This is a genomic window from Sphingomonas sp. CL5.1 (assembly GCF_013344685.1).
In the GTDB taxonomy this organism is placed as follows: Bacteria; Pseudomonadota; Alphaproteobacteria; order Sphingomonadales; family Sphingomonadaceae; genus Sphingomonas.
On the sequence record NZ_CP050137.1, the window covers coordinates 936,853 to 955,017 of the forward strand.

The following is an 18,165-nucleotide window of genomic DNA, read 5'->3' on the forward strand; positions in this document are numbered from 1 at the left end:
CGCTGCTTCATGTCCGACAGTTCCTGGATCGCCGTCGATGCGATGGGCGGTGACGAAGGGCTGGCGGTCATGCTTGCGGGCGTGGCGCGCGCGCGCCGCCAGTTCGAGGGGATGAAGTTCCTGCTCGTCGGCGACGAGGCGGCGATTCGCGACGGGCTGAAGACGCATCCGAACCTCAGCAACAATGCCGAGATCGTCCACGCCCCCGACGTCGTCGGGTCGAGCGAGACGGCCGGCAAGGCGCTGCGCCGCGCGCGGACGACCTCGATGGGCATCGCGATCGACTGCGTGAAGCAGGGCCGCGCGGGCGCCGCGGTGTCCTCCGGCAACACCGGGGCGCTGATGGCGATGGCGAAGCTGGCGCTGCGCACCATGCCGGGAATCGACCGGCCAGCGCTGGCGGCGATGCTGCCCTCGCTCGGCGACAATGACGTGGTGATGCTCGATCTCGGCGCGAATACCGAGTGCGATGCGCGCAACCTCATGCAGTTCGCGGTGATGGGCGCTGCCTACGCCCGCACCACCCTGGACCTCGCCAGCCCGCGCGTCGCGCTGCTCAACATCGGCAGCGAGGACCAGAAGGGCACCGAGGAGATTCGCGACGCCGCGCAGGGCCTGCGCGACGCGACTCACCTGCCGATGCGCTTTACCGGCTTCATCGAGGGCGACCAGATCGCGCGCGGCCATGTCGACGTGATCGTGTGCGACGGCTTCTCCGGCAATATCGCGCTCAAGACCGCCGAGGGCACCGCGCGATTCGTCGCGGACCTGCTCAAGCGCGCCTTCACCTCCTCGGTGCGCTCGAAGATCGGCTTCCTGATCTCGCGCCCGGCGACGCAATTGCTGCGCGACCATCTCGATCCCAACAATCACAACGGCGCGGTCTTCCTCGGCCTCAACGGGCTGGTGCTGAAGAGCCACGGCGGCGCGAACGAGCTGGGCGTGGCGACGGCGATCGGCAATGCGGCCAAGATGGTGAAGGCCGATCTCGCGCGGCGCATCGCCGAGGACCTCGGCAATTTCGAAAAGCAGGCGGCATGATACGGAGCGTCATCACCGGAACCGGCTCGGCGCTGCCGGCGCGACGCGTCTCGAACGCCGAGCTGGCGGAGATGGTCGACACCTCCGACGAGTGGATCGTCGAGCGCACCGGCATCCGCTTCCGCCACCTCGCCGGGCCGGACGAAACCACCGCGACGCTCGCCACCGACGCCGCCAAGGCGGCGCTGGCCGCCGCCGGGGTGCGCGCGCAGGACATCGACCTGATCGTGCTGGCCACCGCCACGCCCGACCAGACCTTTCCCGCCACCGCCACCAAGGTGCAGGCCGCGCTGGGCATCGACGATTGCACCGCGTTCGACGTCGCGGCGGTCTGCTCCGGCTTCCTCTACGCGGTGCAGGTGGCGGACAGCATGATCCGCGCCTCCGCGCACCGCAAGGCGCTGGTGATCGGCGCGGAGACGTTCAGCCGCATCCTCGACTGGGAGGATCGCGCCACCTGCGTATTGTTCGGCGATGGCGCCGGCGCGATCGTGCTGGAGGCGCAGGAGAGCATGGAAACCGGCGGGCGCGGCATCCTTGCCACGCGGCTCCACGCCGACGGGCGGCACAACGAGCTGCTCTATGTCGACGGCGGTCCCTCGACCACCGGCACGGTCGGCAAGGTGCGCATGAAGGGACGCGAGGTGTTCCGCCATGCGGTCGTCAACCTCGCGACGGTGATGGGCGAATCCCTCGCCGCCGCCGGGCTGACGGCGGAGCAGGTCGACTGGGTGGTGCCGCATCAGGCCAATGCCCGCATCCTCGACGCCACCGCGCGCAAGCTCGGGCTGCCGGCGGAAAAGGTGGTGATGACGGTCGACCGTCATGCCAACACCTCCGCCGCCTCGGTGCCGCTCGCGCTCGATACGGCGGTGCGCGACGGACGCATCGCGCAGGGGCAGATCGTGGTGCTGGAGGCGATGGGCGGCGGCTTCACCTGGGGGGCGTCGGTCGTCCGCTTCTGAAACGGGACAAGAGCCGGTAACAAAACCCTTTCTGCCCGCCCCCCGGAGTGATAACCTAATGATCTAGTCACCATTCCGGGGGGAGTGAGGCGGGAATGAGCGAGGCAGGCACCTTGACGCGAGCGGATCTGTCGGAGGCATTGCACCGACAGGTAGGGCTTTCGCGCGCGGATTCAGCGCGATTGGTGGAACAGGTGCTGGACATGCTGGGCGACGCGCTCGCCAACGGCGAGAACGTCAAGATTTCCGGCTTCGGCACTTTCGTCCTGCGCGACAAGGGCGAGCGGATCGGGCGCAATCCCAAGACCGGCGTGGAAGTGCCAATCGCGCCGCGCCGCGTGCTCACCTTCCGCGCCAGCCAGATGATGCGCGATCGCATCGTCGCCGCGGGGTAGGCATTGAGCGGTCCGGACGCCAAGGCAGCGGGCGCATTACGGACGATCGGTGAAGTCGCGGCCGCCACCGGCCTGCCGCAGCATGTGCTGCGCTATTGGGAAACGCGCTTTCCGCAGCTCCGCCCGCTGACCCGAGCGGGGAACCGGCGATATTACCGGCCCGAGGACGTGGCGCTGGTCGAGCGGATCGACGGGCTGCTCAACCGCGACGGCTATACCGTGAAGGGCGTGCAGAAGCTGCTGGCGAGCGAGGGGAAGCGCGCGGCGCCGGCGCCGGCTGTGGTGGCGCATGATGGCGCATCGCTGCGCGCGGTGCGGACGATGCTGCAACGGGCATTGGATGAGGATGGGGCTTGAGGCGCGGTTTCGACAGCCTGCGCCAGCGCAAGCTGGCAGGCGCTAGCCGCATCGCCTGAAGCTTATGGCCCGAACTTCCATTGAGGTGACGGAAGGAAGTAGCGGCCAACGCCCCACTTACAACCTCTTGCGGGCTTTGCTGGCATTCCCGATTGCGGTCATTCGCGCCAAGAGTACATTGTCGGCATGATGGCAAACGCCCGCACGTTGGCAATCATGCTGTTAGCGCCCCCGCTAGTTCTCTTGCTCTGGGCACATCTCATACATCCGATTGTGTCGAACTTAGATCTACTCGCAGTCTTCTCGGCAGGTATCATCGGGTTAGCCGGCGCGGCGACGGCCCCTTGGTCGGCGAAGGTCAAAACAACCGTCGTCGTCGCCTACATCGTCTTGGCTGTAGCAACCCTCCCGTTCATGACGCTGCTAGCCGTCTGCTCGACTGGTGATTGTTTGTAGCGTCGCGGCAGCTTTTCAGGTTCCAGGCTCGAAAGCCACCAAGCCTGTCGATCCCTCACCTCGCCGCAGCCCGCGCGCCAGCATCGCGGCGATCTGGTCGGCGATGTCGGCGATCGGGGCGTCCTCCGCCCACACGCCGAAGCGCAGGCCGAGGAACACGTTCATCCCCATGATCGCCCAGGCGTGGACCTCGCCCGCCTCCTCGATCAGCTCGCCGCGCGCCGCCGCCGCCTGAAGCCGCTCGCCAATGCGCTCCGCCGTGCTGGAATAGTGCCGGCGGAAGCTTTCGGGGTCGACGAACTCGGCCTCGTCGATGATGCGGTAGATCTCCTTGTGGCCGCGCACGAATTCCAGGAACGTCTCCAGCCCGGCGCGTTCCGCCGCGATCTGGTCCGGCGCGGCGCGGATCGCGGGGCCGACGCGGTCGCGCACCTGATCGGACATGTCGCTTACCAGCGCGCGGAACACCGCGTCCTTCGAATCGAACCAGGTGTAGAAGCTGCCCAGCGCCACCCCCGCGCGGCGTGTGATCCCGCTGATCGAGGCGGCGTGGAAACCGTGCTCGCCGAATTCCACCGCCGCCGCATCGAGAATCGCGCGTTGCGTGCGCTCGCCCCGCGCGGTGCGCGGGCGCTTGCCGTCCGTGGCGGCGCCGCCGTTCCGGGTGTGGCTTTCAGGCCCCACTTTCCCGCCTTCGCTCATCCCCGCTCCACATCCAAGTTGAATCCTGGTTCAAGTTTCATTATTACGTCTCCGTCCAGCGCACAAGCTCGCAACCGGGCGCGGCGCAGCATAGGGGAGGTTTTCACCTTGTTCACGTTCGTCCGTTCCGATGCGCTGCTCCGCTGCGGCGTCGCCGCGCTCGCGCTTGTGGCCGGAGCGCCCGCGCTGGCGCAGGAAGCGCCGCAGCCCGCCGCCGACGATACGCTCGCCGCCAACCAGGATATCGTCGTCACCGCCCGCAAGCGCGCTGAGCGACTGCTCGACGTGCCGATCGCGGTCACCGCGCTCACCGGCGACCAGCTCGCCAAGCAGGGAACGGTCGACCTTTCGGGCGTGCAGGGGACCATCCCCAACGTCAATCTGGTGCAGGGGCGCGGCTCCACGTCCAATGCCAACATCTTCATCCGCGGCGTCGGCCAGCCCGACGCGTTGCAGACGTTCGATCCGGCGGTCGGCGTCTATGTCGACGGCGTCTATATGAGCCGTATCCAGGGCGCGCTGTTCAACCTGTTCGACGTCGATCATGTCGAGGTGCTGCGCGGTCCGCAGGGCACGCTCTACGGCAAGAACACGATCGGCGGCGCGGTGAGCATCATCAGCCGCAAGCCGGACACCGACCAGATCCGTGCGATGGGCTCGTTCACCTATGGCAGCTACAATCAGGTGCTGGCGAACGGCTATGTCTCCGTGCCGCTGGTCGAGGACAAGCTCGCGCTGAGCCTCGCCGGCGTCTACGACAAGCGCGACGGCACCGTCACCGATCCGCTGACCGACCGCAAATACAACGACCGCAACACGCAGGCCGGCCGCGCCATCCTACGCGCGACGCCGAGCGACCGGGTCGAGCTGATCCTCGAGGGCGACTACACCCATCAGGACACCGCGCCGACGCTTGGCTACGCCACCGCGCCGCTCATCAACGTGGTCTATAATTCGACCTTCACCGGCGTCGCCGCCGTCCCGGTGGTGTCGCCGGCCTATCCCTATGGCCCGTACAACTACAAAGCATCGACCAGCCTGAAGCCGGGCCAAGGCCAGAAACTGGAGCATTGGGGCACGTCGTTCACCGCGAACATCGAGCTGAGTGACGCCTTCTCGGTCACCTCGATCACCGGCTATCGCAAGCTCAGCCCTGATTATTACATCGATTTCGATGCGACCCAGTTGCAGGTCGCCGACGCCTTCGTCGGCGTGCGGCAGCATCAGTTCAGCCAGGAACTGCAGCTTAAGTACAACAGCGACAAGCTGAAGGGCGTGTTCGGTCTCTATTATCTCGACGAGAGCGTGCGCTCGCATCAGGAATCCTACGACGACAATTATCTGCAGATGCAGATCGCCGGCGTGAACTATCCGCTGACCTTCCAGCGCTACATCGACGACCGGCAGAACACCAAGAGCTATGCCGCGTTCGGCCAGTTCACCTATGACTTCACCGAGAAGCTCTCGCTGACGGCGGGCCTGCGCTACACCAAGGAGCGCAAGCGTTATTTCCGCACCACCACCGCCTATCTGGCCGGGGCGCAGTTCGGCGCGACCTATGAATTCCCGAACAGCCTGCCCGCGCCCTACAACGATCTCGACCATGTCGATTTCGACGCATGGACGCCGATGGCGACGCTCTCGTACAAGCCGACGCCGGACACGCTGATTTATGCGACAGCCTCGCGCGGCTTCAAGTCGGGCGGGTTCAACGGCCGCGCCAACAGCGACGCGGACGTGACGCAGAATATCGACGGCAAGCTCGTCTATGTCCCCTATTTCAAGCCGGAAACGGTGTGGACCTATGAAGGCGGCGCGAAGGGCAGCTTCCTCAATGGCCGCGTCTCGCTTGCGGGTGATGTATTCTATTCCGATTACCGCGACTTCCAAGCGCGCGTCGGGGGCGGCGTGACCGGGATTGCCGGCGGCTCCTTCCCTGTGGTCAATGCCGGCAAGCTGCGCATGTGGGGCGTCGAGGCGGAGATCGCGGTGCGGCCGACCCGCGAATGGTCGATCCGCAGCAGCTTCGGTTATCTCAATTCCAAGTATCTGGAATTCAACGACGGACGCCGCGCGCCTTCCTTCTCCTGCAACCCGACCGGGCAGCAGATCACCTGCAAGCCCGCCTTCGCGCCGCCGATCAACTTCTCGGTCGCGAGCGATTACGCCATTCCGCTCGGCAATGCCGGTTCGCTAACCTTCGGCGGCGACGCGCGGTTCGTGGACAAGCAATGGCTGTCGGTCGACAACCGGCAGGGGCTGATGGAGCCGGGCTATTGGCTGGTCAACGCCTTCGTCCAGTATGACGCGCCGGGCGGCAAATGGTATCTGCGCGGGCAGGTGAAGAACCTGACCAAGTCGATCTACCTCACCGACGCGCAGGAATTCTCCAGCGTCGGCAACATCCAGACCGCTTATTACGGCGATCCGCGCACCTGGAGCGGAACGGTCGGCTTCCGCTTCTGATCGCGCCAGTGTTAAAGGGGGAGAAGGGGTCGGCAACGTCCGGCCCCTTTTCGTATCGGGAGGGGAGCGAATGATCGATCGCGAACGGCCGGGCTATCCCGGACTGGTGCTGGTGATGCTGCTGGCGGTCTATACGTTCAACTTCCTCGACCGGCAGATACTCGGCATCCTCGCCAAGCCGATCCAGCAGGACCTCGGCCTCGACGACGCGCAGTTCGGCGCGATCGGCGGCATCGCCTTCGCATTGCTCTATTCGTGCCTCGGCGTGCCGCTGGCGCTGCTGGCCGACCGGATCGGCAAGACGAAGGTGATCGCCGCGTCGCTGATCGTGTGGAGCGGCTTCACCGCCTTGTGCGGCATGGCGGGCAGCTTCTGGCATCTGTTCCTCTACCGGCTAGGCGTCGGCGTCGGCGAGGCGGGGGGCGTCGCGCCTTCCTATGCGCTGATCGCCGATTATTATCCGATCGAGCGGCGCGCACGGGCGCTCGCGATCTATTCGATGGGCATCCCGATCGGGCTGGCGTGCGGCGTGCTGCTGGGCGCCTATATCGCCGCGCTGGTGAACTGGCGGGTGGCGTTCCTGACGGTTGGCCTAGCCGGCATCGTGCTCGCGCCGGTCTTCCTGTGGATCGTGCGCGACCGGCCGCGGCCCGCGCCGGTCGCGACGGCGGAGCGCGTGCCCCTGCTCGCGGTGTTCCCGATCCTCGCGGCCAAGCCCGCCTTCTGGCTGATGGCGTTCGGCGCGGGGTTCAGCTCGCTCGCCGGCTACGGCCTGGCGTTGTGGGTGCCGAAGATTCTGATGGTCCGCTACGACTGGGGGCTGATCACCGCCGGGCAGTTCATAGGATCGCTGCTGCTGATCGGCGGCGCGGGCGGCGTGTTCATGGGCGGCGTGCTGGCGGACCGGCTCGGCAAGGGCGATCGCGGCTGGTATGTGAAGCTGCCCGCCTTCGCCTGGCTGATCACCGCGCCGACCTTCGCGATCGGGCTGGCCACCCCCTCGCCGGCGCTGGCTTGGATATGCCTGCTGATCCCGAACGGGCTGAACATCCTGTGGCTCGGGCCGATCACCACCGCGGTGCAGCATCTCGCCCCATCGCACATGCGCGCGAGCGCCTCGGGCGCGTTCCTGCTCATCAATAACCTCGTCGGGCTGGGCATCGGCCCGTGGCTGCTCGGCGCGATCTCGGTGGCGCTGAAGGCGCAATATGGCGACGATTCGCTGCGCTATGCGGCGATCATCGGCGTCAGCTTCTACCTGCTCGCGGCGGTGCTGGGGCTGCTGGCGGTCAGGTCGCTGCGGCGCGGGTGGATCGAAGAGCGCGCCTGATCCTCACCGCTCGCGCGTCGCGGCGAACCTCACTTTGGGATAGCGATCGGCGACATAATTCACCTCCCACGCGCTCTTGGCGAGGAACACGGGGTTGCCGTCGCGATCCTTCGCCATCGCCGTGCGGTTGAGATCGGCGAAGTCCTTGAGCGCGCCCAGATCGTCGCTGGAGACCCAGCGCGCGGTGTCGAACGGCGCAGGCTCCAGCCCGGCGGCGACCTTATATTCCGCCTCCAGCCGCGAGATCAGCACATCGAGCTGGAGCTGCCCGACCACGCCGATGATCCAGTTCGATCCGATCTCGGGATAGAAGACCTGCGTCACCCCTTCCTCGGCCATGTCGTCGAGCGCCTTGCGGAGCTGCTTGGTCTTGGTCGGGTCCTTCAGCGCGACGCGGCGCAGGATCTCCGGCGCGAAATTGGGCAGGCCGGTGAAGCGCACGTCGGCGCGCTCCGACAGCGTATCCCCCACCCGCAGCGTGCCGTGGTTGGGGATGCCGATGATGTCGCCGGGATAGGCCTCGTCCGCGATCTCGCGGTCCTGCGCGAAGAACAGGATCGGCGAATGGACCGCGATCGGCTTGCCATGCCCGGTCGGCGTCAGCTTCATGCCGCGCTTGAACACGCCCGAGCAGAGCCGCATGAAGGCGATGCGGTCGCGGTGCTGCGGGTCCATGTTCGCCTGCACCTTGAAGACGAAGCCGGTGACTTCCTTCTCCTCCGGGCTGACCGGGGCAGGCTCGGCCGGCTGCGGACGCGGCGGCGGGGCGTAATCGGCAAGCGCCGCGATCAGTTCCGCCGGCCCGAAATCCTTGAGCGCGGAGCCGAAATAGACCGGCGTGAGGTCGCCGTGCCGATATGCCTCAGCATCGAATGCGGCATAGCCCGCCTGCGCCAGTTCCACCTCCTCACGCACGTCGTCAGGCAGGATCGGCTCGGCATCAACCTTGCCCTGGAAGGTGCGGCTGTCGCCCTCCGGCCGGCTGATCGACCAGCGTTGCAGGTCGAGCACGCCCTCGAACGTGCCGCCCATGCCGACCGGCCAGCTCATCGGCGCGACGTCCAGCGCCAGCACATCGGCGATCTCGTCGAGCAGTTCGAACGGCGCGCGGCCCTCGCGATCGACCTTGTTGACGAAGGTGATGATCGGCACCGAGCGCAGCCGGCATACCTCGAACAATTTGCGCGTCTGCGCCTCGATGCCGCGCGCCGCGTCGATCACCATTACCGCCGAATCGACTGCGGTGAGGGTGCGATAGGTGTCCTCGCTGAAATCCTCGTGCCCCGGCGTGTCGAGCAGGTTGAAGGTCACGCCGTCCTTCTCGAACGTCATCACGGAGGAGGTGACGGAGATGCCGCGCTGCTGCTCGATCTTCATCCAGTCCGATCGCGCGCGACGGTTCGCCCCGCGCGCCTTCACCTCGCCCGCGAGGTGGATCGCGCCTCCGACGTAGAGCAATTTCTCCGTCAGCGTGGTCTTGCCGGCGTCCGGGTGGGAGATGATCGCGAAGGTGCGGCGGGGGGAAGTCATGGCGAAGGCTTTCGTGAGGCCGGAACGGGATGCGCGGAAAGGGAAGGACGCGCCGGTTACGATTCGGCCAGCAACGTCACGCGCATCGCGATCCGCTTCGCCGCGCCGGGCGCGACCTCGAACACGCCGGGCTTGTCGCGGAAATCGCCCGTGAAGCCGGCGGGATCGGCGATGCCGTGCCACGGCTCGATGCAAATGAAGTGCGCGCCCGGCCTCGTCCAGATGCCGAGCATCGGCGTGTCGGGGAAGGCGATCTCCAGCCCGTCGCCGCCCGCGCCGCGATAGGTCACGCGGTCGGAGTGGAGGGGGTCCCAGATCAGCGCGTCATTGACGAACAGGTCATCGCGCAATTCCAGCACGCGTCCGTCGAGTGGCGAGGGGCGCGGCTCCGGCGCGATCTGGCCGTCGGCGTCGATCTTGCGCAGCGCCTCCGACTCGTCGGCGGAGAAGGTGATGCGATGCGCCTCCTTCGCGCCGCCGCTGGGCAGCGGCCAAGCGAAGGCAGGGTGGAAGCCGAAGCTCGCCGGAAGCGGCGCATCGCCCGGATTGCTTATGGCCACATCGACCGACAACGCCGCGTCCGCGATACTGAACGTCACCTCCAACCGGAAGGCGAAGGGATAGCAGGCGCGCGTCTCCGCCGTATCAGTCAGCACGAAGGTCGCGCGGTTCGCCGCCTGTTCCGTCACCGCGAAGGTCATCCGCCGCGCGAAGCCGTGCTGCTTCATGGGGTAAGCGCGGCCATCGACGCGGATCGTCTCGCCGGCCGGCTTGCCGACCACCGGGAACAGCAACGGCGCGCGGCCAGTCCAGAAAGCCGGATCGGCATCAGTCATCAGCTCGCGGCCAGCGGCGTCCTTCAGCGACGACAATTCCGCGCCGAGCGGATTGATCGCCGCCGTCAGCCCGCCACCCGCGATGACGACCCATTCAGCCACGCAGGACCGCGCCCTGCTTCGCCGCCGCCGCCACCACCTTGTCGGCGATCGCCTTCAGCTCGGCATCGGTGAAGCTCTTGTCGCCCGGCTGGAGCATCACCTCCAGCGCGACCGATTTCCGGCCTTCCTCCACGCCAGCGCCGGTGAACACGTCGAACACTCGCGCCGAGACGATCGCCGCCTTGTCCGCGCCCTTCGCCGCGCGAGCGAGCGTGTCGGCCGACACCTCCGCCGGCACGAGGAAGGCGAAATCGCGCCGCACCGGCTGGAGCGCCGGCGGGGCATAGGCCGGGCGCATGAAACCCGCGCCACGCTTCGCCGGGATAGCGTCGAGGTAGATTTCCACCGCCGCCACCGCGCCGTCGAGGTCGAACGCCGCGATCGTGCGCGGGTGGAGCATCCCGAACGCCGCCAGCACCGTCTTCGGCCCGAGCCGCAGCGTGCCGGACTGGCCCGGATGCCACGCATCGCCAGCCTCGCCGAACACTTGCAGATTCTCCACCGGCGCGCCTGCCGCCGCGAGCAAGGCCAGCGCCTCCGCCTTGGCGTCAAACGCATCGAACGCGGCGGCCTTGCCCGCACGCCAGCCGCGCGGGCGACGGTCTCCGGTCAGCACCAGCCCGAGCGTCGGCCGCTCGGCATCGGCGAGATAGCGCCGGCCGATCTCGAACAGGCGGACACTCCCCGCCCCGCGCTTCACGTTACGCGCGGCGGCCGAGAGCAGCCCCGGCAGCAGCGACGGACGCATGACCTTCAGATCCTCGCTGATCGGATTGGCGAGCGTCCATGCGCCGCCGCCGAACACCGCGGCTTCTTTCTCGCTGAGGAAGCTCCACGTCACCGCCTCGTCCAGCCCGCGCGCGGCGGCGGCGCGGCGGACGCGGCGCTCCAGCTTCTGCTCGGGGGTAGCGGTCGGCTTCGCGACGCCCGGTGCGCGGTCGAGCGGAACCGGGGGGACGTTGTCGATCCCCTCGATGCGGATCACTTCCTCGACCAGATCGGCTGGACCGTCGATATCGCGCCGCCATGTCGGGGGCGTGACCTGCCAGTCCGCCGTCACCGTGAAGCCGAGCGATTCGAGGATCGCGCGCTGCCGCTCCGGCGCGACGGCGAGGCCGCCGAGCGTCTCCGCCCGCGCCGGATCATAAGCGTAGCTGCGCGTGCCGAGCGGCGCCTCGCCCGCGCGCGTGATCGCGGAGGGCGTGCCGCCGCAATGCTCCAACACCAGCCGCGTCGCGATGGCGAGGCCGTCGTCGAGGAACGCCGGGTCCACCCCGCGCTCGAACCGCTGGCGCGCGTCGCTGGTCAGCGCGAGCTTCTGGCCGGTGCGGGCGATATGGTCGGGATCGAAATACGCGCATTCGATCAGCACGTCGGTCGTCGCATCCGACACGCCCGAATCCTCGCCGCCCATGATGCCGCCGATATCGTGGACGTGTTTGTCGTCCGCGATCACCGTCATCGTTGGGTCGAGCGTATAGGTCTTGCCGTTCAAGGCCAGCACCGTCTCGTCCTCGCGCGCCCTGCGGGCGACGAGCGCGCCGGTCAGCTTCGCGCGGTCATAGACGTGCAGCGGGCGGCCAAGATCGATCGAGACGAAATTGGTGATGTCCACCAGCATCGAGATTGGCTTCTGCCCGATCGCGTTGAGCTTCTGCCGCATCCATTCCGGCGACGCGCCGTTGGCGACGCCCGACACAGCCTGCGCATAGAAAGCGGGACAGCCTTCGGGATCGTCGGTCCGCACGTCCGGCGCGGGGTCGTCGCCCGGCACCGGCGCGATTGCGGCACGATAGACCTCCGCCAGCGGCCGCAGCGTCCCCAGCCCCGCCGCCGCCAGATCGCGCGCGATGCCGCGCACGCCCATGCAGTCCTGCCGGTTGGGCGTGATCGCCACGTCGATCACCGGATCGTCGAGGCCAGCGTAGGCGGGATAAGACGTGCCGACCGGCGCATCGGCGGGAAGCTCGATGATGCCGTCATGATCGTCGCCCAACTCCAGTTCGCGGCTGGAGCACATCATGCCGTTCGATTCGACGCCCCGGATCGCCGCGACCTTCAGCACCATGCCGTTCGCCGGCACCGTCGCGCCCGGCATCCCGAACACGCCGACCAACTCCGCGCGGGCGTTAGGTGCGCCGCACACCACCTGCAGCGGACCATCGCCGGCATCGACCGACAGCACCTGCAGCTTGTCCGCCTGCGGGTGGCGCTCGGCGGTCAGCACCTTCGCGATGCGGAAGGCCGCCAGCTTCTCGCCCGGATTGTCGACTCCTTCGACCTCCAGCCCGATCCGCGTCAGCCCCTCGACGATCGCGTCGAGCGTGGCGTCGGTATCGAGATGCTCCTTGAGCCAGCCCAAAGTGAACTTCATGCGCCCACTCCCCCGCTCAGCGTCGGCACGTCGAGCGCCGAGAATCCGTAATGTTTCAGCCAGCGGATATCGCCGTCGAAGAAGGCGCGCAGATCATCCATGCCGTATTTCAGCATCGCCAGCCGATCGATCCCGCAGCCGAAGGCGAAGCCTTGCCACTCGTCCGGATCGAGCCCGCAGGCGGCGATCACCCTGGGGTGGACCATGCCGGAACCGAGCACCTCCATCCAGCCGCCGCCGGAGCCGCCGATGACGCGCTTGCCCTTCTCCAGCGTATAGCCGACGTCGACCTCCGCCGATGGCTCGGTGAACGGGAAATAGCTCGGGCGCAGGCGCAGCACGATATCGTCGCGCTCGAAGAACGCCTTGAGGAACGTCTCCAGCGTCCATTTGAGGTGGCCGAGCGTGATCCCCTTGTCGATCACCAGCCCCTCGACCTGATGGAACATCGGCGTGTGCGTCGCGTCGCTGTCGGAGCGATAGGTGCGGCCCGGCGCGATGATGCGGATCGGCGGCTTCTGGGCGAGCATCGTGCGGATCTGCACGGGCGAGGTGTGCGTGCGCAGCAGCATCCTGGGCGAGGAACCGAGCCCGGCCGGCGGCGAGCCAAGCTCGCCGTCCGACGACGGGCCTTGCCCGTCGCGGGCCGTTCTCGCCTGCGGCTCGAAATAGAAGGTGTCGTGCATCGCGCGCGCCGGGTGGCTTTCCGGGATGTTGAGCGCGGTGAAATTATGCCAGTCATCCTCAATCTCCGGCCCCGTCGCCACCGCGAAGCCGAGATCGGCGAAGATTTCCGCCAGCTCATCCATCACCTGGCTGACCGGATGGATCGTCCCCGCCAGCGGCGCATCGACCGGCAGCGTCATGTCCAGCCGCTCGCCCGCCAGCCGCGCGTCCAGCGCCGCCGCGTCCAGCGCCGCCTTGCGCGTGGCGATCGCGCTAGTCAGTTCAGCGCGATATTGATGCACGAGCGGGCCGATAACAACGCGCTCCTCTGCGGTCATCTGGCCAAGCTTCTTCAATTCAGCGGTCAGCACGCCTTGCTTTCCGAGAACTGCAACGCGGAGAACCTCAAGCGCCGTCAAATCCGGTGCGGCGTCTACCTGATGAAGATAGGATTCGAGGTAAGTAAGGTCAGACATCTCTCGTTTCCAAAAACCGTTCGCCCTGAGGTTGTCGAAGGGCTGCACTTCTTCGAAGAAAGAGCAGGGCTTCAACAAGCTCAGCCCGAACGGGAGCTCAGAATTCCGAACGGGTCGATACACGCGCTGTAATCATCCCCGCCGGGCACGCAAAGGGCGCGGGTGTCGCCACCCACGCCCTCATTCCGTCGCTACAGTCGAAGGAGCGTTACGCCGCCTGGGGCAGAGCCGCCTTCGCCTGCGCGACGATGGCGGTAAACGCCTCGCCCTCGTGCATCGCGATGTCGGCCAGCACCTTGCGATCCAGCTCGATGCCGGCCAGCTTCAGGCCGTGCATGAACTGGCTGTAGGTCAGCCCCTCGGCGCGGACGCCGGCGTTGATGCGCTGGATCCACAGGCCGCGGAAGGTGCGCTTCTTCACCTTGCGGTCGCGATAGGCGTACTGGCCGGCCTTCTCGACCGCCTGCCGCGCGACGCGGATCGTGTTCTTGCGGCGGCCGCGGTAGCCCTTGGCCTGCTCCAGAATGTTCTTGTGCTTGGCGCGGGTGGTAACACCCCGTTTGACGCGTGCCATCTCTACACCCTCCTCAGTTCAGGCCGTATGGCGCCCAGGCCTTCACGGTCTTCGTGTCGGCGTCCGACAGCACGGTGGTGCCGCGGTTCTGGCGGATATACTTGCCGTTGTGGCTGATGAGGCGGTGGCGCTTGCCGGCGACGCCGTGCTTGAGCTTTCCGGTCGCGGTGAGCTTGAAGCGCTTCTTCACGCCGCTCTTGGTCTTGAGCTTGGGCATTTTCGTCCTTTCTGTTCGGGCGAGGTCAAAACGGCCGCGGCAGCCCTTGTGGCCGGGCCGTTCGTCATGATCCTCGCGCGGGAAGCGGGGCCTTTAGCGGCGGCGCGCGGAAAAAGCAACCGAGGCCGCCGCGCTAGTATCCGGCCGCCAGTCGCGAGCGGATATCGCGACAGCCCGCCGCGATCAGCGCGCCCAGCGCATCCTCATCGACCGGCTTGCCATAGCGCAGCTTCACATGCCGCATGCGCTTGCCGGTGCCTTCGAGCAGGCCCGCCGGATCGGGCAGCGCCGCGCCATGGAAGAAGCCGACGTTCACATGCGCGCTGAAGGCGTCGACGTAACCGAACGCCGCGTCGCCGACACATGCCGTGGGATGGCCGTCGTGCAGCAGCCCGCCGACGTCTGCTCCGCACGCGAGCATGCGCGCGAACCAGCGCCCGGCGAGCGCCCGCAAACCATCGTGATCCGCCGCGAACCACGCCTCGACCCGCGCATCACGCCGGGTTGCGCCCGAAAGCCGGAAAAGCCGGTCTTCATCCACGCAGCTCAGCCCGCCTCGACCTTCGCCGATTTCGGCAACTCGATCGGGCGGCGATCCTCCTCGAAGATGCCGTTCTTCACCCATGTACCGTGCGCGTGGGCAGTGGCCAGCACCTCCCATCCGTCATGTCCGGGCCAGCTTCGTACCCGCACGATCTGCTGCGCGAAGGCGCGATTCGGCTCCATCATCACCCAGCCGAGCGGGCGCGCCGCCGTCGCCCGCGCGCCGGCCGCCGCCGTCGCCGCGCGGATGCGATTCGCGCTATCCTCCGGCAGATATTGCCAGACGACCGAATGCATCAGCACCCTCGTGACGCCCGCCTGCTGCGGCTCCGCGAGCCGCGCCTCCAGCCAGTCGGCGGCATCCGCCCGCACCAGCTCGACCCCACGCTCGCGCTGCATCGCGATCGCGCGGGTCAGCCGCTCCGCCCGCGCGGACGTCTCCGGCCAGACATAGGCGAGGAGCCGCGCCTCCACCGCCGGATCGGTCGCATCGAGCGGCTGGATGTCGCAACCGCGCACCGAGACGATCTCCATCTCGGCCGGCGCGAGCGGCTCGCCGCGCCATTCGGGGCGTATCGTCACCGGCGAATCGGGCGGCCCGAAGCGCGTCCCGCCGAGATCGAAGGCATAACGGTCGATCAGCAGGTTGAGGCCCGCGCTCGATCCGATCTCCAGCAACTCGATCCTCGGGCCATGCCGCCGCGCTATCTCCATCAGCCCGACCATCAGCGCGCCCGAGCGCCCCGGTTCATTGGTCTGCGGCGGACCGTCGAGCCATGGGACCAGCTCCTCGTCGTGCTTCACCAGCGCGGCGTTGAGCGCCGCCGCGATCGCATCAAGCTCCATGATCTTGCCCGCGAACACCGCCGCCAGCCCTTCGTCCCGTCGCTCGCGCACCAGCGCGTGCAGCCCGCCGCACAGGCGCAACGGCAAGGCGTCGCGAGTCGGCTCGCCCGGCCAATCGAGCACCCGCACCCCGGTGCGGCTGTCGCGCCTCAGCCCGTCCGCGATCGCAGCGCACAGCCGCGCATACATCGGCGCGTCCATGTGGCGGCAGTAGAATTCCTGGATGCGAAACGCCTCGCGAACTTCAGCTTCCGTCGCCATACGCGCCCTCCTGCGCCAATATCGCCGCTTATTGCGCCTCCCCACGCCCCCGCGTAAAGGCCGCGCCCGTGAGCGAACCGATCGTCATCGCTGTCCCCAAGGGCCGCATCCTCAGCGAGGCGCTGCCGCTGCTCGCGCGCGCCGGCATCGTGCCAGAGGCCGCGTTCGGCGACGAGGACAGTCGCGCGCTACGCTTCCGCACCGAAACGCCGGCAATCGAGCTGATCCGCGTCCGCGCCTTCGACGTCGCCACCTTCGTCGCGCACGGCGCGGCGCAGCTCGGCATCGTCGGGTCGGACGTGCTGGCCGAATTCGCCTATTCGGAGCTGTACGCGCCGGTCGACCTCGCCATCGGCCATTGCCGCCTGTCGATCGCCGAGCCGGCGGCGCTGGCCGAGCGCGATGATCCGCGCGGCTGGAGCCATGTGCGGGTCGCGACCAAATACCCCCACGTCACCGCCGAGCATTTCGCGCGGCGCGGCGTGCAGGCGGAGTGCATCAAGCTCAACGGCGCGATGGAGCTTGCCCCCACGCTCGGCCTCGCGCCGCGCATCGTCGATCTCGTCTCCTCCGGCCGCACGCTGAAGGAGAACGGCCTCGTCGAGGTGGAGACGATCATGGAAGTCTCCTCCCGCCTCGTCGTCAACCGTGCCGCGATGAAGACGCGCGCCGGGGTGGTGCCCTTGGTCGAGGCGTTCCGGCGCGCGGTGGAGGCATGATCCGGCTCGACGCCTCCGCGAGCGGCTTCGCGCAGGACTTCGCGGCGCTGGTCGATGCGCGGCGCGAGTCGGACGCTGATGTGGCGCGCGACGTGGCCGCGATCCTGCGCGCGGTGCGTGACGGGGGCGATGCGGCGCTGCGCGATCTCACCCGGAAGTTCGACCGCCACGATCTCGACGCGACCAGCTGGCGGATCGCGGCGGAGGATTGCGCCACCGCCTTCGCCGATCTCTCCCCCGATCTGCGCGCCGCGCTGGAACTCGCCGCTTCGCGCATCCGCGCCTATCATGAGAAGCAGCGGCCGGACGATCTCGCCTTCACCGACGAAGCCGGCGTGCGGCTCGGCGCGCGGTGGCGCGCGGTGGACGCGGCGGGCGTCTATGTCCCCGGCGGGCGCGCGGCCTATCCCTCGACCCTGCTGATGAATGCGATTCCCGCGAAGGTCGCGGGGGTCGAGCGGCTGGTGGTGGTGACGCCGACGCCGGACGGGGAGGTCAATCCGCTCGTGCTGGCCGCCGCGCATCTGGCGGGCGCGGACGAAGTGTGGCGCATCGGCGGCGCGCAGGCGATCGCGGCACTGGCGTGGGGGACGGAGAGGATCGCGCGTGTCGATGTCGTCACCGGCCCCGGCAACGCCTGGGTCGCGGAAGCGAAGCGGCAGGTCTATGGCATGGTCGGCATCGACATGGTGGCGGGTCCGAGCGAGATCGTCGTGATCGCCGACGGCGCCAACGACCCGGACTGGATCGCCGCCGACCTGCTCAGCCAGGCCGAGCATGACGTGACCACCCAGTCGATCCTGTTCACCGACGACGCGGGTTTCGCGGACAAGGTCGCGGCGGCGGTGGAGCACCAGCTCGCCACGCTGCCGACGGGCGAGACGGCGCGCGTCGCATGGGAAACGAACGGCGCGATCATTCTGGTACCCGCGCTCGCCGATGCCTGCCCGCTCACCGACGCGCTCGCCCCCGAGCATGTCGAGATCGCGACCGACGATCCCGACGCTTTGTTCGACCGGCTGCGCCACGCCGGCTCCGCCTTCCTCGGCCGGCACACGCCGGAGGCGATCGGCGATTATGTCGCCGGCCCGAATCACGTTCTCCCCACCGGCCGCCGCGCCCGATTCGCCAGCGGCCTCGGCGTCACCGACTTCATGAAGCGTACCAGCTTCCTCCAGCTCGACGCCGACGCGCTGGGCAAGCTCGGCCCGGCGACGGTGGCGCTTGCCAATGCGGAGGGACTGCCCGCCCATGCCGCGTCGGTGGCGCTGCGGCTCGCCAAACGCTGACCGGCGCTCTAAAGGCCCGT

Annotated in this window: 17 protein-coding genes; 8 read left to right on the forward strand and 9 right to left on the reverse strand. The window is 68.0% G+C overall.

Features of this window, described 5'->3' with window-relative positions; genetic code table 11:
* Window positions 1–9: 9 nt before the first annotated feature.
* The 4 genes from plsX (at window position 10) to F9288_RS04725 (ending at window position 2,758) form a co-directional block, all read left to right on the forward strand.
* On the forward strand, window positions 10–1,041 hold the full coding sequence (gene plsX / locus F9288_RS04710; protein WP_174835564.1) for a phosphate acyltransferase PlsX: 1,032 nt from the start codon (window positions 10–12) through the stop codon (window positions 1,039–1,041).
* The gene (locus F9288_RS04715) at window positions 1,038–2,006 is read left to right on the forward strand and encodes a beta-ketoacyl-ACP synthase III (RefSeq protein ID WP_174835565.1); all 969 of its coding nucleotides are present in this window, start codon (window positions 1,038–1,040) and stop codon (window positions 2,004–2,006) included. Before plsX ends, F9288_RS04715 begins: the two co-directional genes overlap by 4 nt.
* A 95-nt stretch (window positions 2,007–2,101) precedes the next feature.
* Window positions 2,102–2,401: an integration host factor subunit alpha gene (locus F9288_RS04720; protein WP_174835566.1), complete on the forward strand. Its 300-nt coding sequence runs from the start codon at window positions 2,102–2,104 to the stop codon at window positions 2,399–2,401.
* Window positions 2,402–2,404: 3 nt separating this feature from the next.
* Complete coding sequence (locus F9288_RS04725) at window positions 2,405–2,758, forward strand: MerR family transcriptional regulator (RefSeq protein ID WP_174835567.1); 354 nt, start codon at window positions 2,405–2,407, stop codon at window positions 2,756–2,758.
* Window positions 2,759–3,229: 471 nt separating this feature from the next.
* Here the strand turns inward: F9288_RS04725 and F9288_RS04730 are convergent, their stop codons facing one another.
* Window positions 3,230–3,916: a TetR/AcrR family transcriptional regulator gene (locus F9288_RS04730; RefSeq protein WP_174835568.1), complete on the reverse strand. Its 687-nt coding sequence runs from the start codon at window positions 3,914–3,916 to the stop codon at window positions 3,230–3,232.
* 108 nt (window positions 3,917–4,024) lie between these two features.
* Here F9288_RS04730 and F9288_RS04735 point away from each other — a divergent pair, with 108 nt between their 5' ends.
* Window positions 4,025–6,382 carry a TonB-dependent receptor gene (locus F9288_RS04735; protein ID WP_254621077.1) on the forward strand — a complete coding sequence of 786 codons (2,358 nt, stop codon included), beginning with the start codon at window positions 4,025–4,027 and terminating at the stop codon, window positions 6,380–6,382.
* Window positions 6,383–6,452: 70 nt separating this feature from the next.
* Window positions 6,453–7,712, forward strand: a complete 1,260-nt coding sequence (locus F9288_RS04740) for an MFS transporter (RefSeq protein WP_174835569.1) — start codon at window positions 6,453–6,455, stop codon at window positions 7,710–7,712.
* Window positions 7,713–7,715: 3 nt separating this feature from the next.
* Here the strand turns inward: F9288_RS04740 and F9288_RS04745 are convergent, their stop codons facing one another.
* The 8 genes from F9288_RS04745 to F9288_RS04780 all read right to left on the reverse strand — a co-directional run bounded on the left by F9288_RS04745 (window position 7,716) and on the right by F9288_RS04780 (window position 16,137).
* Entirely contained in the window at window positions 7,716–9,242 is a 1,527-nt protein-coding gene (locus tag F9288_RS04745) for a peptide chain release factor 3 (RefSeq protein WP_174835570.1), read from the reverse strand.
* A 56-nt stretch (window positions 9,243–9,298) separates the two neighbouring features.
* Window positions 9,299–10,180, reverse strand: coding sequence for an aldose 1-epimerase family protein (locus F9288_RS04750; RefSeq protein WP_174835571.1), 882 nt, complete (start codon window positions 10,178–10,180; stop codon window positions 9,299–9,301).
* Window positions 10,173–12,554, reverse strand: a complete 2,382-nt coding sequence (pheT, locus tag F9288_RS04755; RefSeq protein ID WP_174835572.1) for a phenylalanine--tRNA ligase subunit beta — start codon at window positions 12,552–12,554, stop codon at window positions 10,173–10,175. Before pheT ends, F9288_RS04750 begins: the two co-directional genes overlap by 8 nt.
* Window positions 12,551–13,696 (reverse strand): phenylalanine--tRNA ligase subunit alpha, encoded by a 1,146-nt coding sequence (gene pheS / locus F9288_RS04760; RefSeq protein ID WP_174835573.1) that lies wholly within the window; start codon window positions 13,694–13,696, stop codon window positions 12,551–12,553. Before pheS ends, pheT begins: the two co-directional genes overlap by 4 nt.
* 208 nt (window positions 13,697–13,904) lie before the next feature.
* Window positions 13,905–14,270, reverse strand: coding sequence for a 50S ribosomal protein L20 (gene rplT / locus F9288_RS04765; protein ID WP_174835574.1), 366 nt, complete (start codon window positions 14,268–14,270; stop codon window positions 13,905–13,907).
* Between the two features lie 13 nt (window positions 14,271–14,283).
* Complete coding sequence (gene rpmI / locus F9288_RS04770; RefSeq protein WP_066588206.1) at window positions 14,284–14,487, reverse strand: 50S ribosomal protein L35; 204 nt, start codon at window positions 14,485–14,487, stop codon at window positions 14,284–14,286.
* 133 nt (window positions 14,488–14,620) lie between these two features.
* Entirely contained in the window at window positions 14,621–15,028 is a 408-nt protein-coding gene (locus F9288_RS04775; protein ID WP_254621078.1) for a DUF1801 domain-containing protein, read from the reverse strand.
* Window positions 15,029–15,033: 5 nt separating this feature from the next.
* A complete protein-coding gene (locus tag F9288_RS04780) occupies window positions 15,034–16,137 on the reverse strand; it encodes a DUF2332 domain-containing protein (protein ID WP_174835576.1) in 1,104 nt (367 codons plus the stop codon).
* Between the two features lie 68 nt (window positions 16,138–16,205).
* On the opposite strand from F9288_RS04780, the gene hisG reads away from it, so the two are divergent.
* Together hisG and hisD are read left to right on the forward strand one after the other, a co-directional pair.
* Window positions 16,206–16,856, forward strand: a complete 651-nt coding sequence (gene hisG, locus F9288_RS04785) for an ATP phosphoribosyltransferase (RefSeq protein ID WP_174835577.1) — start codon at window positions 16,206–16,208, stop codon at window positions 16,854–16,856.
* Complete coding sequence (gene hisD / locus F9288_RS04790; RefSeq protein ID WP_174835578.1) at window positions 16,853–18,145, forward strand: histidinol dehydrogenase; 1,293 nt, start codon at window positions 16,853–16,855, stop codon at window positions 18,143–18,145. Before hisG ends, hisD begins: the two co-directional genes overlap by 4 nt.
* Window positions 18,146–18,165: the final 20 nt, after the last annotated feature.